Here is a 16,714-nt window from a genome sequence, read left to right on the forward strand (position 1 = left end):
ATTTCTGTCCTGCTTGTCCACTTGTTCCACGCCTTGAACCAAGGTCTGATGTCCGGCATGGCGAATGCGACTGGACCAGTCTCGCGACGCGGTTTCCTTGCCAGCACGGGCACCTTGCTCGCCAGCGTCGGTGTCGGCGTCGCCTTACCCGGCGCCGCGGCCGCGGCCCCTGATCCGGGACAGGCCGCTCCGCCGCGCACCGATCTGGCCAGGTTCCGGCCCGTCACCGCCTCCTCCACCGCCTATGCCGCCGCCCCGCCGGAGTTCGCGGTGGACGGCCTCGCGGTCACCGGGGTGCGTGGCAGCGGCTGGCGGGCCGAGGCGGCGGGACCGCAGTGGCTGATCGTGGATCTCCAGGCCCAGTGCCGGATCGAGGCGGTCCGCCTGGTCTTCGAGGCCAGGCTGACCGACCCGGCCTACGTGCCCGGCACCGGCTGGAATCCCTTCTCCGACACCGACGGCTCGGAGATCCTCTCCAGCGCCGCCACCGCCTTCCGGCTGGAGGTCTCGGACAACGGGACCGCCTGGCGCACCGTGTACGAGACCGGCTCCGGTCCTGGCGGCCAGGTCGACATCGCGCTGCCCACGCCCGCCACCGGCCGCTGGGTGCGGCTGTCCACCTCGCGCACGCACAACACGAACCCGTTGGGGCTCAACGGTTTCGAGGTCTACGGCAGCACCGAACGGCCGCGCCCGGCGGTCAAGGGCTGGACCGACTGGGGCCGCAACACCCGCCCCGCGCCGGCGCTGACCGTCGGCAAGGACGGCACCGTGCCCCTGGAATCCGGCTGGTCGCTGACCATGGACGAGTGGGCGGGCAGCAGCGACGGCGCCGCGCTGTCCGGCCCGAGCATCGACACCACCACCTGGCTCCCGGCCTCCGTGCCCGGCACCGTGCTGGCCGACCTGGTGGACCAGGGACACCTGCCGGATCCGGTGTCCGGGCAGCACAACCTGCACATCCCGGAGGCGCTGTCCCGGCACAGCTGGTGGTACCGGCGGGCTTTCACCGTGCCGCGCGAGCTGGACGTCAGCGCCGGGCGGCAGGTGTGGCTGGAACTGGACGGGGTCAACCACCACGGCGAGGTCTGGCTCAACGGGCACAAGGTCGGCACCGTGACCAGCCCGTTCGCCCGCGCCCACCTCAACATCACCGAAGCCCTGAAAGCGGGTAACGGCAAGCACAACCTGGCCATCCGGGTCGACCCGATGCCGCATCCGGGCACCGCGGGCGACAAGGGCGCGGACGGACTGGCGTTCCTGCACTCCGGCAAGCTCTACCTGGACTCGCCGACCTACCTGGCCGCCTCCGGCTGGGACTGGATGCCCGCCGTGCGCGACCGCGGCGCGGGCCTGTGGAACCACGTTCGCCTGCGCAGCACCGGATCGGCGGTTTTCGGCGACCCGCGGGTGGAGACCACCCTGCCCAACCTGCCGGACACCGGCCTGGCCGAGGTCAAGATCAGCGTCCCGGTGCGCAACCCCGGTGCGGCGCCGGTGTCCGTGGTGGTGCAGGCGAGCTTCGGCGCGATCAGCCTGCGCAGCACGGTGACCGTGCCCGCCGGTGGCAGCGCCAACGCCGTGTTCACCCCGGCCGAGCACCCGGCGCTGCGGCTGCGTGACCCGAAACTGTGGTGGCCCAACGGGTACGGCGACCCCAGCCTGCACGACCTCACCCTGACCGCCACCGTCGGCGGGGTGCGCAGCGACCGGCGCAGCCTGCGGTTCGGCATCCGCCAGTTCGGCTACGGCTACGACATCCCGATCAAGATCGACCCGGCTACCAACTCGGCCAGGCAGACCGTCGAGTTCGCCCGCGTCCAGGCCAGGCACGTCCGGATTCTGTGTCACACCAGGGCCACCGGCTGGGGCAACTCGATGTGGAGCCTGTCCGTTGTGGACAGTGCGAAGCCGGAGGTCGATCTGGCCCTTGGCAAGACGGCCAGCGCGTCCTCAGTGGACAATCCCGGCAACGCGGCGGGCAACGTGGTGGACGGCAACACCGGCACCCGCTGGTCCTCGGAGTACACCGACAACCAGTGGATCCAGGTGGACCTGGGCGCGGACACCGGGTTCGACCGGGTGGTGCTGCTGTGGGAAACGGCCTACGCCAAGGACTTCACCGTGCAGACCTCGGCCGACGGCCAGAGCTGGACGGAGGCCAAGAAGGTCAGCAACGCGCCGATCCCGTTGCGGATCAGCGTGAACGGCGTGCAGGTGTACTGCCGCGGCGGCAACTGGGGCTGGGACGAACTGCTGCGCCGGATGATCCCGGACCGGATGGACGCGGTGGTGAAGATGCACCGCGACATGAACTTCACCATGATCCGCAACTGGATCGGCAGCAGCTACCGGGAGGAGCTGTTCGCCCAGTGCGATGAGCAGGGCATCCTGGTGTGGAACGACTTCTGGGAAGCGGGGGCCTTCCTGGCCGACCCGCCCGGCTACGTCGACGTCGCCCGCGACACCATCCTGCGCTACCGCACCCACCCCTGCATCGTGGTCTGGTGCGCGGCCAACGAGCAGCACCCGCCGCCGGCCATCCACAACGGCATCGCCAAGGCCATCGCCGAGGAACACAGCGAGATCCTGTACATGCCGGACTCCGCGGGCGGTTTTGTCTCCGGGCACGGCCCGTACTACTGGGTGGAGCCGGCCAAGTACTTCGAGGCGAGCACCTACGACACCAACAACTTCGGCTTCCACACCGAGATCGGCATGCCCACCATCCCGGTGGTGGAAAGCATGCGCAACCTGGTCGGCAAGGACAATCCTGGCTGGCCGATCGACATCACCTGGTTCCACCACGACTGGTCCACCAAGGGCAACCAGCGGCCGCAGACCTATCTGGAGGCGATCAACACCCGGCTCGGCGAGTCGACCAGCCTGGCCGAGTTCTGCCGCAAGGCCCAGTTCGTCAACTACGAGAACATGCGCGCCATGTTCGAGGCGTGGACGGCGAACCTGTGGCAGGACGCGAACGCGTTGCTGCTGTGGATGTCGCACCCGGCCTGGCACAGCACGGTGTGGCAGACCTACGACTACGACCTGGACGTCAACGGCAGCTACTACGGCGCCCGCAAGGGCTGCGAAGCCGTGCACGTGCAGGCAAATCCGGACGGCCGGGTGGTCGCGGCCAACCACACCACGACTGCGATCACCGGTGCCACGGTCAAGGCCACCCTGTTCGACCTCAACGGCAAACAGCTCGGCGACCCGCAGTCCCAGCAGCTCGCCATCGCGGCCTCCAACATCACTCGCGCGTTCACCGTCCCGTTCGGTGCCGAACTGCCCGCGCTGCACCTGTTGCGGCTGGTGCTCAGTGACGGCAACGGCAAGGTGCTCTCGGAGAACACCTACTGGCGCTACCGCAAACCCGAGGACATGCGACAGCTCAACACGTTGGCGCAGACCAGGGTCTCGGTGCGCGTCGGCGAGCAACGGCCAGGCAAGCTGACCGCGACCCTGCGCAACGAGGGCCGCACGGTGGCCGCGCTGGTCCGGCTGTCCGTACGCGACCGCCGTTCCGGCGAGCGAGTGCTCCCGGTGACCTACAGCGACAACTACCTGTGGCTGCTCCCCGGCGAATCCCGCACCATCACCGCGACCTGGAACCCGGCGAAACAACCGTCCGGCACGCCGAACCTGGTCGTGGAGGGCTACAACACGCGTAACTGAGCCGATTGTCGGACCCGTCCGCTAGGTTGCCCGCATGGCTGAATTTGTGCTGGTCGCGGGCGCCTGGCTGGGTGGCTGGGCGTGGGATGACGTGGCGCCGGAGTTGCGCGCCGCCGGACACGGCGTGCACCCGGTGACGCTGTCGGGTCTGGCCGAGAAGCGGGATCTGCCCGCGGGGCAGCAAACGCACGTGCGGGACATCGTGGCCGAGATCGAACGCCTGGACCTGCGCGAGGTGGTGCTGGTCGGGCACAGCTACTCCGGCATCCCGGTCGGCCAGGCCGCCGAACGCATTGGCGACCGGTTGGCGCACATCGTCTTCGTCGACTCCAATGTGCCTGTGGAGGGCGAGTCCTTCGTCTCGATGTCGCCGTGGGGGCAGACTTTGGTCCTGCCCGCGATCGCCGAATCCGGGGGTTTCTGGCCGCCCCTGGCCGCCGCCGATTACGACGGCCAGGGACTGACCAGCGAGCAGATCACCCGGATCGTGGACGGATCAACACCACATCCTGGCGACTCGCTGACCGAGCCCGCGGAGCTGACCCGGTCACTCGTCGAGCTGCCCGCCACCTACGTCAAATGCCTGCTCGACGGCGACGAGCCGAGCCCCGCGGTGGCGAAGCTGCTCACCAGTGACCGCTGGCGACTGGTGCGGTTGAACACCGGGCATTGGCCGATGTTCTCCCAGCCCCGCGAACTGGCTCAGCTCCTGCTCACGGCCGCACCGTGAACAGCTGGATCGGCCACTGAACCCGCGTCTGGCCGCCGTGGAACAGGGCCACCCGGTCCATTTGCGGCACCGGCAGCCAGATCCGGCCGTCCGGGGCGAGGAAGGGCGCGTCCGTCCAATGTAGACGCTGGTCCTGGACCACAGTGCTGATCCGGCCATCAGGCGTGCGCCGCTTGAGCGCGTGCTCGACCAGGTCGGTGAAGTACAGGTTCCCGTGCCGGTCCATCGCGGTGCCGCCGACCGCGGGCAGGTCGGCCCAGGGCTCGACCCGGGCGGCCAGTTCCGGCGCGGACAGGCCCGGGTTGTCCAGGTCGCGGGTGGCGATGCGGGACCAGGGGCCGTGCAGGGAGCCGTAGTAGAGCCATTGGCGATCCGGGGACAGCTCAAGCGGATCGGCGTGCACCCGCAGCGGGTTGCCGTCCGGGGCTCGTACCACCGCGCCGTCCAGGACCAGGGGCCGGTCGGCCGGGGCGACGGTGGACGGGTGGTTGTCCAGCACCCGCCGGGCCGTGCCGGTGACCAGGTCGAGGATGATCAGGCCGGGGCGGCCCGCGTCGGTCAGGTAGGCGTGGCGGCCGTGGAAGCGGACGTCGTCGACGTAGCTGCCGGGCAGGGCCACCGAGTCGGCGAAGTGGTGGATCCGGGTGACCTGGTTGGTGCGCAGGTTGATCCGGACCAGTTTGGCGGCGCGGGGGAGTGGGTTGCCGCCGAAGTCGGGCGACCCGGTGTCCACCGCCCACAGCGAGCCGTGGCCGTCGTGGTGGATGGCGTTGATGTTGACGAACTTCGCGGCCGGGTCCTGACCGGGCTGCCAGGAGTTCCACTCCGCGTTCGGATAGGGCCGGGGGACGCCTCGGCTCAGCCTGGCCAGGGCCGGGCCGCGGGAGCCGCTCCAGCGTGGGCCGGAGACGAAGACCCGGTTCCGGTCCACGGCCACCGCGTTCCAGATCATCTCCTGGCTCTGCGCGGCGACCCGCAGGTCGGCTCGGGTGGCGGCCTCGGCGGTCGCGGTGGCCATGGGGAGGGCCAGCGCGGCCGCCAGCACTACGGCGGAAAACCTCATGTGCCGCAACCTAAACAACAGGTGGTGGTTACCTGCAAGGGCAGCAGGGCACCTCGCGGTGACCAGGTCACCAACGAGTGACGTAGCTTTCCCGGCCGGATCCCGCATAGTGGATCACCCGGCGGTGTCGCCCCCGATCGCACTAGTCTCCGGCTCACGCCCGGCTTCCGGGCAGCTGGCCGAAGTCGAGGGAGTCGCTGATGCGACACACGCTCAGGGGCGTGGTGCTGTTCCTGCTGTTGCTGGTCGTGCTGCCGGGGCAGGCGAGCGCACAGGCCGCCGAACAACCCGTGGTCCGGGTCGGCACCGAGGGGACCTACCCGCCGTTCTCCTTCCACGATCCGCGCAGCCAGGAACTCACCGGCTACGACATCGAGGTGATCAAGGCGATCGCCGGCAAGGCCGGGTGGAAGCTGGAGTTCGTCGAGACCCAGTGGGACGCGATCTTCCCGGCGCTGGACGCCCGGCGGATCGACCTGATCGCCAACCAGGTCTCGGTCAACGACGAACGCAAGGCCAAATACGGCCTGTCCAGCACCTACACCTACTCCCGCGGCGTGGTCGTCCGGCGCACCGGCGATACCGCCATCAAGTCGCTGGCCGACCTCAACGGCAAGACCACCGCCCAGTCCAGCACCAGCAACTGGGCCAAGGTGGCCAAGGACGCCGGGGCGAAGGTGGAGGCGGTCGAAGGGTTCGCGCAGGCCGCCGCACTGCTCGCGCAGGGCCGGGTGGACGCGATCGTGAACGACAACATCGCCGTGCTGGACTACCTGGCCAGCACCGGCTCCACCGCGGTGGAGATCGCAGGCAACGCCGGGGACAAGATCAGCGAGCAGGCGCTGACCTTCCGCAAGAGTGACGAAACCCTGCTGGCCCAGGCAAATCAGGCGATCACCGCGCTCCAGGCCGACGGCACGCTCAGTGGCATCTCGCAGAAGTACTTCAAGGCCAACGTCTCGGTGCCCGACGGCGGCAGCGCCGACCTGTCCCAGGGCCGGGGCAGCCGCAGCACCTGGGAGGTGCTGGCCAGCACCGCGTGGCCGATGTTCGTCGGACTGGTCGAGGTGACCATCCCGCTGACCGCGCTGAGCTTCGCGATCGGCCTGGTGCTCGCGCTGTTCGTGGCGCTGGCCCGGATCTCCACCTACCGGGTGCTGGCCGGACTGGCCCGCGCGTTCATCTCGATCATCCGCGGCACCCCGTTGCTGCTGCAGTTGTTCATCGTCTTCTACGGGCTGCCGCAGCTCGGGCTGAAGTTCCCGCCCTTCGCCGCGGCCGTGATCGCCTTCAGCCTCAACGTGGCAGGCTACGCCGCCGAAGTCGTGCGCTCGGCGATCCTGTCCGTGCCCAAGGGCCAGTTCGAGGCCGCCGCCACCATCGGACTGGACTACACCAAGACGTTGCGCCGGATCATCCTGCCGCAGGCGGCCAGAACCGCGGTGCCGCCGCTGTCCAACACGTTGCTGTCCCTGGTCAAGGACACCTCACTGGGTTCGGTGGTGCTGCTGACCGAGTTGTTCCGGCAGTCCCAGCTGGCCGCGGCGGAGAGCAACGAGTTCCTCGCGCTGTACTCCTTCGCCGGGCTGTACTACTGGCTGATCTGCGTGGGTCTGTCCGCCGCGCAGAAACGACTGGAGATCCGACTGAACAGGTATGTGAGCACATGACTGAGACCGCAGAGCAGGACCTCCGCATCCGGGTGCGCGAGCTGACCAAGTCCTTCGGCGACGCACACGTGTTGCGCGGCATCGACTTCGACTCGCCGCGCGGGAGTTCGACCGTCCTGTTGGGACCGTCCGGCTCGGGCAAGACCACCCTGCTGCGCTCGCTCAACGCGCTGGAGACCCCCGAACGCGGGGTGGTCCGGATCGACGACGTCGAGGTGGATTTCGCCACGCTGCCCAAGGGCAAGGCCGGTCGCCGGGAGGCAGGCTGGCTGCGCGCGCAGAGCGGCATGGTGTTCCAGGCGCACAACCTGTTCCCGCACCGCACGGTCCTGGAGAACATCATCGAGGGCCCGGTCATCGCCCAGCAGCGGCCCAGGGAAGAGGCCGTCACCGAGGCGAAGATCCTGCTGGACCAGGTGGGACTGGGCGATCGGGCCGACGCCTACCCGTACCAGCTTTCCGGCGGGCAGCAGCAACGCGTCGGTATCGCCCGCGCGCTGGCGCTCAAGCCACGGGTGGTGCTCTTCGACGAGCCGACCTCGGCACTGGACCCGGAACTGGTCGGCGAGGTGCTCGCCGTGATCAAGGACCTGGCCGCGCAGGGCTGGACGATGGTGATCGTCACGCACGAGATCCGCTTCGCCGGGCAGGTGGCCGACCAGGTGCTGTTCCTGGACGGCGGGGTCATCGTGGAGCACGGTCCGGGCGGCCAGGTGATCGAAGACCCGCGCGAGGAACGCACCCGGCGCTTCCTCAAGCGCATCCTGGACCCGGGCTGAGCAGCGCGGGCGCTGTCCCCTAGCGAGGACAGCGCCCGTCATCGGCCGCAACTGTTCAGGAACAGTGCCAGCGCACCGGAATCGACGGTTGCGTACTGGCCTTGCCGTGCACCACCCCGTCATCTCCCACGACGTTGACCCGCCCACCGGTCGCACCGGGCGGCAGCGGCAGTTCGGCCAGCAGCCGGGTGCCGCGCCACACCGCGGGCGGTCCGTCCAGGTTGTCCAGCTGCCCGCCGATCAGGTGCAGCCGGTTGATCCCGTGCGCCGCGCCGCCGCGCAGTGGCTGACTGACCACGCCGGTGCCGAGTTCCCACTGCCAGGCGGTGACCGGGTTCTGACCGTTGAACCGGAAGCCGACCACCCGGCCGTTGTTCAGCGAGCGCGCCATCGCGTCGGTCGAGCCCGGCATCGCGGTGAACACCCCGGCCCGCCACACGTGCACGTTGCTCCGCCCACCGCTGAGCAGCACGGTGCCGTCCTCGTCGATGTCGACCAGGATCGGCACCCCGGTTCCCGGCGGCGTGATCACCTCCGGCGTGCTTGAACCGGCCCGCCACAACAGCACGAAGTCCTTGCCGCCCTGCCAGATCGCGGCCACCACGTCGCCGCCGTCGTTGAGCGCGGCCGAGTCCTGCAGCCTGGCCCCGGCCGGCAGCGGCAGGGTGCGGTAGCCGTCGGCGGGGGAGTGGGTCAGCAGCACCCGCTCGCCCTGGGCGTCCTTGCCGCGCAACACCACCGTTCCGCCGTTGTTCTCATCGACCGGCTGCGCCCCGGTCACCCCCGGCGCGGCGGGCTGCCGCACGGCGAAACCGTTGACCCAGCGGAAGAACTCCGCGTCGTCGACGGTCACCCGCCGGTACCCGGAGTACCCGCCCTGGGCGTTGGACCCGGTCACGGTGAACTCGCTCGCCGGTATCCCGGGCGGTCCCGCCACCGGGGTCACCTGCCAGGTGCAGGGCGCGTCCGCCGGTGCGGCGACCGCGGTGGTGGTGAGTCCGGCGGTCAGTGCGACCGCCGCCAGCACTGTCCCTACCGCTCGGATGGTTTCCTTGCTGAGCATGGCTTTTCTCCCCAGTTGTCAGCGACAGGACCACTGCACCGGCACACTGCCCGGCTCGAAGGTCTCGCCGAACACGGACCCGTCATCGGCCACCAGGTGCGGCCGGCCGGGCCGTCCATCCAGTGCGGGCAGTTCGGCCAGGAAGGTCGAGCCCTGCCACACCGCGGCCGGTCCGTCCACCCGTTCCCCGGCGATCAGACCGTTGCGGTTGACGCTCTCCGCGGTGCGCCCGCGCTCGGGGTACTCGACCTTGCCGCCCCGGGAATCCCAGACGTAGGACCGGGCCGCACTGCCATAGCTCATGCCGACCACCAGGCCGTCGCTGATCGCCCGGCCCACCACGGTCCCGGTCGGCTCGGGCAGCCGGGTGGTCACCCCGTCCCGCCACACGAAGACCTCGTAGCCGCCGCTGACCAGCACGGCCCCGTCCTCATCCAGGTCCTCCGCGGTCGGGAAGCTCGCCTCGGGCACGTCGAGCACCCGCGGCCCGGACCCGGTGGAGAGCGCCTCCCACAGCAGCACCACACCCCGGTCGTCCGAGGTGCGCCGGGCCGAGGCGACCACGTCACCGCGGTTGTTGATCGCGGCGCCGGTCGGATTCGTGAGCCCGGCCGGGACCGGCAGCGAGTGGTAGGACCCGGACCGGGACAGCGTGAACACCTGCTTCGCCCCGGTCGCGGTGTTCATCCCGTCCAGCAGGATCGTCCCGGACCGGTTCTCGCCCCGGGGGAACACCCAGTTCACCCTGGCCGGCGGGGCCAGCTTCGCCGGGACCCCGCCGGTCCAGCGCAGCAGGGTGATGTCGCCGCTGTTGGGGGCGTAGTAGCCGGAGTAGCCGCCCAGCCCGTCCGCCCCGGTGACGCTGGCGTACTGCGGATCCAGCCCGGCAGGCGCGGCGACCGCCTGCGCCTGCCAGCTGCAGGCCGGACTCGGCTTCGGCGCCGCCGAAGCGGGTGCCGCGAGCCCGGTGCCGACCACCGTGCCGATGAGTGCCGCGACCGCGCCCGCGCGCGCCAAGGAAACGCCTGACATGCGTAGTTCCCCCTCAGAAACCCCAGGTTGAACCCCCATTCTGCAACGTTGTAAAGCCCCGGTGCCAGCAAGTGACTGCATCTGGCCTAACGCCCGCCCCCGCCCCACCGCAAGGCCGAGTTGGCCAAAGTCGTACGCATAGTTGGCCAAACTGGGCGTACCACTTGGGCCAACTCGACGGCGGGGCTGCTTAGCCGGGGAACTGGAGGAGGAGGCCCTGGTCGCGTACCTCGGCCAGGCTGGGGGCGGCGGCGTCCTTGGGCGAGATCAGTGGGAAGCTGTCGAAGCCCCAGGGCAGGTCCAGTTCCGGGTCCAGTGGGTTGATGTCGATCTGGGTGCCGGGCACGTGCGCGGTGCCGAGCACGTAGCTGATGCAGGTGTCCTCGGCGAGGCTGAGGAAGCCGTGGCCGAAGCCCTCCGGGATGTACAGCGCGGTGCCCTCGGCCGCGGTCAGCTCGGTGACCACGTACCTGCCGTAGGCGGGCGAGCCCAGCCGCAGGTCGACCATGATGTCCCGCAGCGCGCCCCGGACACAGGTGACGTACTTGGCCTGACCCGGCGGGTTGCGCACCCCGTGCAGGCCACGCAGAGTGTTCCGCCGGGACACCGAGTAGTTGATCTGTTGCGGGCGAAACGGCCTGCCGATCGCCTCGGAGAGGGCCTCGGTGCGCAGGTTCTCGAAGAAGCTGCCGCGCTCGTCCGCGATCGGCTCCGGGGTGATGACCAGTGCCCCGGGCAACTCGGTGTGGTGGAACAGCATTCGCCCTCCTCAGCAACGCCTTCCGCGCCCAGCCGGAGCGCGAACCCGGTGCTCGGCACACCGACGCACTCGATCATCTCCTCGGCCGGACCGGGAAAAACGCCGACCCGGCGATAGGCTCTTCGGATGAATCTCACGGATCGAGTGACCGCCGCGGTGGCCCACCCACTCACCCACGACCACTTCGATCCGCAGGCCGAGCTGGCCGAGGTCCTGGCGGGCATCGGCATGACCCCGGCCGACACCGGCGGCCGGCTCACCTTCCTCGGCGCGGACCCGGTGGTGCCCAGCCCGCTGCGCCTCGGCGGCGCCGCCGCGATCGCGCTGGCCGCCAAGTCCGCCGCGGTGGCCAAGCTGTGGCGGCTGCGCGGTGGCGACGGCCAGGACATCACGGTCGACCTGCGCACCGCGCCGCACCGGCTGTGCCCGTTCTACGACGGCAAATGGGAACTGCTCAACGGTTATCCTGGCGCCTCGGCCAGCAACGTCAGCCCCGCCTTCGGTTTCCAGTTCTACCGGACCGCGGACAACCGCTGGGTGATGCCGCTCAACCCCTACCCCAAGATCAAGGTCGCTGCCCAGCGGCTGCTCGGCGTTCCCGACGACACCGAGGCCGTCACCAAGGCGATCAGCCAGTGGCGCGCGGCCGAGCTGGAAGAGGCCGCGGTCGAGGCGGGTGTCGTGCTGCCCATGCTCCGCTCCACCACCGAATTCCTGGCCACCTCGCACTATCGCGAGGCCCTGGCGGACCTGCCACTGATCGAGATCACCCGGATCGCGGACAGCGAGCCGGAACCGTTGGGGCCCAACGGTTCCGGCCCCCTGGACGGCATCCGGGCGCTGGGCATGGGCCATGTGATCGCCGGGGCGGGCGCTGGCCGGTCACTCGCCCTGCACGGCGCCGACGTGCTCAACATCTGGCGCCCCGGCGAACTCGAACACGACACCACCTACCTCACCGCGAACGTCGGCACCCGCTCCGCCACCATCAACCCCTACGCCACCGAAGGCCACCACCGCATCCGCGACCTGCTCGCGCACGCCGACCTCTTCTACGCCAACCGCCGCCCCGGCTACCTCGACCAGCTCGGCCTCTCCGCCGAGGAAGCCGCCGCGATCCGGCCCGGCCTCATCCACGTCACCGCCTCGCTCAACGGGCAGACCGGGCCCTGGGCCGACCGGGTCGGCTTCGACCAGACCGCGGGCAGCCTGGTCGGCATGATGGACCTGGAAGGCGACGGCGAAACCCCCGCGCTGCCACCGATCCTGGTGGTCAACGACTACATCGTGTCCTGGCTGATGGCCGCAGGCGCCACCGAGGCCCTGGCCCGCCGCGCCCGCGACGGCGGCAGCTACCGGGTGCACGTCTCGCTCACCCGGGTCGCGCTCTGGATCCTGGGCATGGGCATCTTCGACCGCGAGTACGCGCATTCCGTTGCCGGCCAAGGCGAAGAGCACGCCTACCTGGACCCGGAGACCTTCACCGCGGACACCCCGCTCGGCCACTACCAGGGCGTCACCGACCAGGTCCGGATGTCGGCCACCCCCGGCCGCTACCGCACCGTGCTGGTGCCCCGCGGCTCCTCCCGCGCGGAATGGCTGCCGCGGGACCGATGAGTTCCGGCCGCGGCCCGAGTCAGACCTCATGACAACCGCAACAGGAGCAGAGGAGCGGGACCATGGCCAAGGTGTATGTCGGCGCGAGCATGTCGCTGGACGGGTACGTCTCCGGGCCCGGTGAGAGCGGCTTCGACAAGCTGTTCCAGTGGTACGAGAACGGTGACGTCGTGGTCGAGACCAGGCATCCCACACTGACCTTCAAACTCACCGAGACCAGCGCCGCGTACTTCCAGAGCATCCTGAGCGACACCGGCGCGCTGCTGGTCGGCCGCAGGCTGTTCGATATGACCAACGGCTGGGGCGGCGAGCACCCCCTCGGCGTGCGCACCGTGGTGCTCACGCACAGCGTCCCGGACGGCTGGGAACAGGACGGCGAGAACTTCGTCTTCGTCACCGAGGGCATCGAGGCCGCGGTGGCCAAGGCCAAGGAGATCGCGGGGGACCGGCAGGTCGGCGTCGCCGCCGGCATCACCGGCGGCCAGGCGCTGGACGCCGGACTGGTGGACGAGGTGTGGATCGACCTGGTGCCCGTGGTGCTGGGCGCCGGCGTGCCCTACTTCGCCTCGCTGGCCAGCTCGCCGGTGACCCTGGAGGGGCCGATCTCCACCGTGCAGGGCAGCGCGGTCACGCACTTGAAGTACCGCGTGGTCCGTTGACGGGTAGTCTCTTCGCACCTCGGTGACGGGAGGCCCCATGGAACTCCAGGACGTCCACGTGCCCACCGTGCTCGGCCGCCTGCGGGTGCGCCGGGCCGGAACGGGGCCCGCACTGCTGTTCTGGCCCAGTCTGCTGATGGACAGTGCACTGTGGACAGCCCAGGCCGAGTACTTCGCCGGGACGCGGCAGGTGCTCCTGGTCGACCCGCCGGGGCACGGCGGCAGCGAGCCGCTGGGCCGGGAGTTCACCTTCGAGGAGTGCGCCACCTGCGTGCGGCAGATCCTGGACCATCTCGGCCTGGACCGCGCCGACTTCGTGGGCAACTCCTGGGGCGGCATGATCGGCGGCACCTTCGCCGCCCGCTACCCGGACCGGATCGGGGCCGCGGTGCTGATGAACTGCACCGCTTCCCCGGCCGGTCGCCGCCAGCGGATCGAGTACGGCCTGCTCACCAGGGTGGCCCGACTGCTCGGCGGCGTCCGCGCGCCCCTGGTGCCCTCGGTGCTCAAGGCATTCCTCGGCCCGACCTCGCTGCGCACCCGCCCACACGCGGTCGCCGCCATCCGGGCCGCGCTGAGGCGGATCAACGTGCGCTCGGTGACCTGGGCGGTGACCAGCGTGGTGCCGCGCCGACCGGACCAGCGCGGCCTGTTCGGCCTCATCCGCACCCCGGTGCTGGTGGTCGCGGGCGTGCAGGACCAGACCTTCCCGGTGGCCGAGACCAGGGCGATGGCCGACGCCATCCCCGGCGCCCGCTTCCTGGTGCTGGACAACGCCGCGCACCTGGCCGCCCTGGAAGTCCCCGAAACGGTGAACACCCTCATCGACGGTTTCCTGCGCGCCCAGGACTGACCGCGCGAACCACCCAACCGGTACACAGAACCACCCCCCAAGCGGTACAGCGGACCGGCTGTACCACGCCTAACGTTGGCGGGGTGACCCAGCGAATCCAACTCAGCCCCGGTATCCCCAGCGCTTACCAGGCCCTGATCGACATCAACAACCAGGTCGCCGAAGCGGGCCGCGCCGCGGGCCTGGACCCCAAGCTGCTCGAACTGGTCAAGATCCGCGCCTCCCAGCTCAACGGCTGCGCGTTCTGCATCGACCTGCACACCAAGGAAACCCTCAAAGCGGGCGAGAGCCAGCGCCGGATCTTCCTGCTCAACGCCTGGCGGGAAACCCAGCTCTACACCGACCAGGAACGCGTCGCCCTGGAACTGACCGAAGAGGTCACCCGCCTGGCCGAAACCCGCGACGTCCCCGACGAGCTGTACCAGCGCGCCACCGAACTGCTCACCCCCGACCAGTACAAGGCGGTGATGTGGATGATCGTGGTGATCAACGCCTTCAATCGGCTGGCCGTACCCAGTCACGCCAAGCTCCCACATGCGTGACCCTGGCCTGGACCTGCACCTGGCCGGCATCCGCCGCACCCCAGGCGGTGTGGGCCGGTCCCTGGAGGAGGCGCTACGCGAGGCGGTCCGCACCGGCCGCCTCGCCCCCGGCGCCCGCCTGCCCGGCACTCGCCGCCTGGCCACGGACCTGGGATTGGCCCGCGGCACCGTGGTCCAGGTCTACACCCAGCTCATCGCCGAAGGCTGGCTGATCGGCAGCGCGGGCTCCAGCACCCGCGTCGCCGACGCCACCGGCACCCAGTCCGCCACCACACCACCACCTCCACAGTCCACTTTGGACCTACGCCCCGGTCGCCCCGACATCAGCACCTTCCCCCGCACCGCCTGGACCGCGAGCATCCGCCGGGTCCTGTCCACCGCGGGCCGCCTGGACTTCGACTACGCCAACCCCGCGGGCCTGCCCGCCCTGCGCGCCGCCGTAGCCGACTACGTAGCCCGCACCCGAGGCGTACCAGCCGATCCAGATTCGGTAGTCATCACCTGCGGCTTCAGCCACGCCCTGGCCGTACTGGCCCGGGTCCTGCGCGACCAGGACATCACCACCGTCGCCACCGAAAACCCCAGCCTGCCCCTGCATCGCACCTGGCTCACCGCCGCGGGCCTGTCCACCACCCCGCTCACGGTCGACACCCACGGCGCCAACCCCGCCGACCTGCCCACCGAGGCCCGAGCCGCCCTGCTCACCCCAAACCACCAGTTCCCCATGGGTTACGTGCTGTCCCCGGCTCGCCGAAAGTCCTTTGTGGACTGGGCGGCCCGGGTGGACGGCTACCTCATCGAAGACGACTACGACGGCGAATTCCGCTACGACCAACGCCCCGTAGGCGCCCTGCAAGCCCTGGCCCCCGACCGAGTGATCTTCGCAGGCAGCACCAGCAAAACCATGGCCCCCGGCGTCCGCATCGGCTGGCTGGTACTCCCACCCGCCCTGCGAAATCCCGTCCACACCAAGCTCTTCGCCCTGGGCGCCACTGTCCCATCACTGGACCAGATGGCCCTGGCCGACTTGATCGTCCACGGCGACTACGACCGCCACATCCGCCGCGCCCGCCTGTCCTACCGACGCCGCCGCACGGAGCTGGTCACCGCGCTCGAGTCCGCCACCGGGTCCGCGGTGCACGGAATCCCAGCCGGCCTGCAAGCCCTGCTCCCACTGGACTCGGCCGAGCAGGAAACTCATCTCGTCGCCAAAGCCCGCGCCAACGGCCTACTCCTGCAAGGAATGCACGCCTTCGGCTACTGGCACGACCAGAACGCCGGCTCGACCGCGGCCTTGGTCCTCGGCTTCGCCACCCCCGCCCCGCACGCCTGGCGCCGCACCGTGCAAACCCTCCTCAACACCTTGAGCTAACCCGAGTGTTGGCCGTTGTCGTACGGCGAGTTGGCCCAACTGGTACGCCAGTTTGGCCCAAGTGGACGTACCAGTTGGCCCAAGTGGTACGGGTTTAAGGTTCGGGAGTGTCGATGATGGCGACTGCTCGGGTCCACCCCGCCGACCCGCGATGGACCTTGTGCGGAAAGCAAGAAACCTGAAACCCGGTGGCGGGCAACGCTTCCAGGTTGTGCAGTTTCTCGATGTGGCAGTAGCCGATGTCGCGCCCCGCCTTGTGACCCTCCCAGATCACCGACGGATCGCCCTCCGTCGCAAACCGTTGTGCCGTATACACAAACGGCGCATCCCAGCTCCACGCATCCGTCCCCGTCAACCGCACCCCCTGCTCCAGCAGATGCAACGTCGCCGCCCGCCCGACCCCGCACCCCTTCGACACATAGTCCGGCTGCCCATACCGGGTGCCCGCGCTCGTGTTGACCACCACGATCTCCAACGGGCTCAACGTATGCCCGATCCGGGCCAGCTCCGCGTCGATGTCCGCGGGGGTCACCACATACCCGTCCGGCAGGTGCCGGAAGTCCAGTTTCACCCCGGGTTGCAGGCACCACTCCAGCGGCACCTCGTCAATGGTGATCGCTCGCTGCCCGCCGTCCATTGTGGACGCATAGTGGTAGGGCGCGTCCAGGTGGGTGCCGCAGTGGGTGGTCATTCGCACCCATTCGAGCGCCCAGCCCTCGCCATCCGGCAGGTCTTCCTTCTTCGCGCCGGGGAAGAAGGAGACGACGTCGGCCGCGGTGTCCTGGTGGTCCAGGTAGGTGATCTCCGGGGTGAAGCCGGGTGGGTCGGAGGCGATGCCGCTCATCAGGGGGACGGAGATGTCGACGAAGGTGCGCATGCCTCCATCATGACCCAGC

General features: G+C 69.8%; 14 protein-coding genes. 9 read left to right on the forward strand and 5 right to left on the reverse strand.

What is annotated here, in order from left to right; translation table 11 throughout:
- Positions 1-114 precede the first annotated feature (114 nt).
- Positions 115-3,678, forward strand: a complete 3,564-nt coding sequence (locus tag MZC64_RS43265; RefSeq protein WP_247765320.1) for a discoidin domain-containing protein — start codon at positions 115-117, stop codon at positions 3,676-3,678.
- 34 nt (positions 3,679-3,712) lie between these two features.
- The gene (locus tag MZC64_RS43270) at positions 3,713-4,408 is read left to right on the forward strand and encodes an alpha/beta fold hydrolase (protein ID WP_247765319.1); all 696 of its coding nucleotides are present in this window, start codon (positions 3,713-3,715) and stop codon (positions 4,406-4,408) included.
- Here MZC64_RS43270 and MZC64_RS43275 read toward each other — a convergent pair.
- Positions 4,392-5,471, reverse strand: coding sequence for a major royal jelly family protein (locus MZC64_RS43275; RefSeq protein ID WP_247765318.1), 1,080 nt, complete (start codon positions 5,469-5,471; stop codon positions 4,392-4,394). The two genes, MZC64_RS43270 and MZC64_RS43275, sit on opposite strands and share 17 nt — an antisense overlap.
- Positions 5,472-5,671: 200 nt before the next feature.
- On the opposite strand from MZC64_RS43275, the gene MZC64_RS43280 reads away from it, so the two are divergent.
- Positions 5,672-7,141, forward strand: a complete 1,470-nt coding sequence (locus MZC64_RS43280) for an ABC transporter substrate-binding protein/permease (RefSeq protein WP_247765317.1) — start codon at positions 5,672-5,674, stop codon at positions 7,139-7,141.
- Positions 7,138-7,920: an amino acid ABC transporter ATP-binding protein gene (locus MZC64_RS43285; protein ID WP_247765316.1), complete on the forward strand. Its 783-nt coding sequence runs from the start codon at positions 7,138-7,140 to the stop codon at positions 7,918-7,920. The genes MZC64_RS43280 and MZC64_RS43285 overlap by 4 nt, the downstream gene beginning before the upstream one ends.
- Before the next feature lie 55 nt (positions 7,921-7,975).
- Here MZC64_RS43285 and MZC64_RS43290 read toward each other — a convergent pair whose 3' ends face one another.
- From MZC64_RS43290 to MZC64_RS43300, 3 genes are all read right to left on the reverse strand, one after another.
- The gene (locus tag MZC64_RS43290; RefSeq protein ID WP_247765315.1) at positions 7,976-8,983 is read right to left on the reverse strand and encodes a hypothetical protein; all 1,008 of its coding nucleotides are present in this window, start codon (positions 8,981-8,983) and stop codon (positions 7,976-7,978) included.
- Between the two features lie 18 nt (positions 8,984-9,001).
- A complete protein-coding gene (locus MZC64_RS43295; RefSeq protein WP_247765314.1) occupies positions 9,002-10,015 on the reverse strand; it encodes a hypothetical protein in 1,014 nt (337 codons plus the stop codon).
- A 190-nt stretch (positions 10,016-10,205) separates the two neighbouring features.
- Positions 10,206-10,775, reverse strand: a complete 570-nt coding sequence (locus tag MZC64_RS43300; protein WP_247765313.1) for a dTDP-4-dehydrorhamnose 3,5-epimerase family protein — start codon at positions 10,773-10,775, stop codon at positions 10,206-10,208.
- A gap of 126 nt (positions 10,776-10,901) precedes the next feature.
- Here MZC64_RS43300 and MZC64_RS43305 point away from each other — a divergent pair, with 126 nt between their 5' ends.
- The 5 genes from MZC64_RS43305 to MZC64_RS43325 all read left to right on the forward strand — a co-directional run bounded on the left by MZC64_RS43305 (position 10,902) and on the right by MZC64_RS43325 (position 15,818).
- Positions 10,902-12,392 carry a CoA transferase gene (locus MZC64_RS43305; RefSeq protein WP_247765312.1) on the forward strand — a complete coding sequence of 497 codons (1,491 nt, stop codon included), beginning with the start codon at positions 10,902-10,904 and terminating at the stop codon, positions 12,390-12,392.
- Between the two features lie 62 nt (positions 12,393-12,454).
- Complete coding sequence (locus tag MZC64_RS43310; RefSeq protein ID WP_247765311.1) at positions 12,455-13,051, forward strand: dihydrofolate reductase family protein; 597 nt, start codon at positions 12,455-12,457, stop codon at positions 13,049-13,051.
- Between the two features lie 37 nt (positions 13,052-13,088).
- On the forward strand, positions 13,089-13,904 hold the full coding sequence (locus MZC64_RS43315) for an alpha/beta fold hydrolase (RefSeq protein WP_247765310.1): 816 nt from the start codon (positions 13,089-13,091) through the stop codon (positions 13,902-13,904).
- Between the two features lie 83 nt (positions 13,905-13,987).
- On the forward strand, positions 13,988-14,446 hold the full coding sequence (locus MZC64_RS43320) for a carboxymuconolactone decarboxylase family protein (RefSeq protein ID WP_247765309.1): 459 nt from the start codon (positions 13,988-13,990) through the stop codon (positions 14,444-14,446).
- Complete coding sequence (locus MZC64_RS43325) at positions 14,439-15,818, forward strand: PLP-dependent aminotransferase family protein (protein ID WP_247765308.1); 1,380 nt, start codon at positions 14,439-14,441, stop codon at positions 15,816-15,818. The genes MZC64_RS43320 and MZC64_RS43325 overlap by 8 nt, the downstream gene beginning before the upstream one ends.
- A 94-nt stretch (positions 15,819-15,912) precedes the next feature.
- Here the strand turns inward: MZC64_RS43325 and MZC64_RS43330 are convergent, their stop codons facing one another.
- Positions 15,913-16,695: a cyclase family protein gene (locus MZC64_RS43330; protein WP_247765307.1), complete on the reverse strand. Its 783-nt coding sequence runs from the start codon at positions 16,693-16,695 to the stop codon at positions 15,913-15,915.
- Positions 16,696-16,714 lie beyond the last annotated feature (19 nt).

The organism is Crossiella sp. S99.2 (genome assembly GCF_023094165.1).
GTDB lineage: Bacteria > Actinomycetota > Actinomycetes > Mycobacteriales > Pseudonocardiaceae > Crossiella.